At 46.4% G+C, this 433-nt stretch carries 1 protein-coding gene; it reads left to right on the top strand.

Annotated features, from left to right (window positions below):
- Positions 1-199 precede the first annotated feature (199 nt).
- Positions 200-433: metallophosphoesterase (locus CYP84_RS00950; RefSeq protein ID WP_180996348.1), on the top strand; the 234-nt coding region annotated here is incomplete at its 3' end.

Raw genomic sequence — 433 nt, 5'->3', positions numbered from 1 at the left:
GTTTCAAAAGCCGGCCGCATGGAAAATTTTGGACTTTTTCGTCGGCGTTACCATGATAGCGCTTGGCGTGATGTTAGTCGTCGGCGAGTGAGGGTGTTTAAACTTAACGATCAAATTTATGTAGCTTTGGCACGCTGTTTTTATGTCCAGTTGGCTAAACTTTGCTAAAATTTAAGTAAATTTACAAGAAAAGGAAAAGATGAACGACCAAATTTACCTCATCGGTGATGTTCACGGCTGCTATAAAACCCTTTGCGCCCTAATAGATCGCTTGCCGCGTGGCGCCGATTCTAAAATTTGCTTCGTAGGCGATCTGACAGACCGCGGCGAGGGGAGTTTTGAGGTCGTGCAGCTAGCGATGCGATGCGGTTACGCGGCTGTGATGGGTAATCACGAGTACCGTCTTTTGCAACACAAAGACGCATTTTTACGC

The organism is Campylobacter concisus (genome assembly GCF_002912425.1).
Classification (GTDB): domain Bacteria; phylum Campylobacterota; class Campylobacteria; order Campylobacterales; family Campylobacteraceae; genus Campylobacter_A; species Campylobacter_A concisus_AH.
This window is presented reverse-complemented; position numbering and strand designations above follow the sequence as displayed.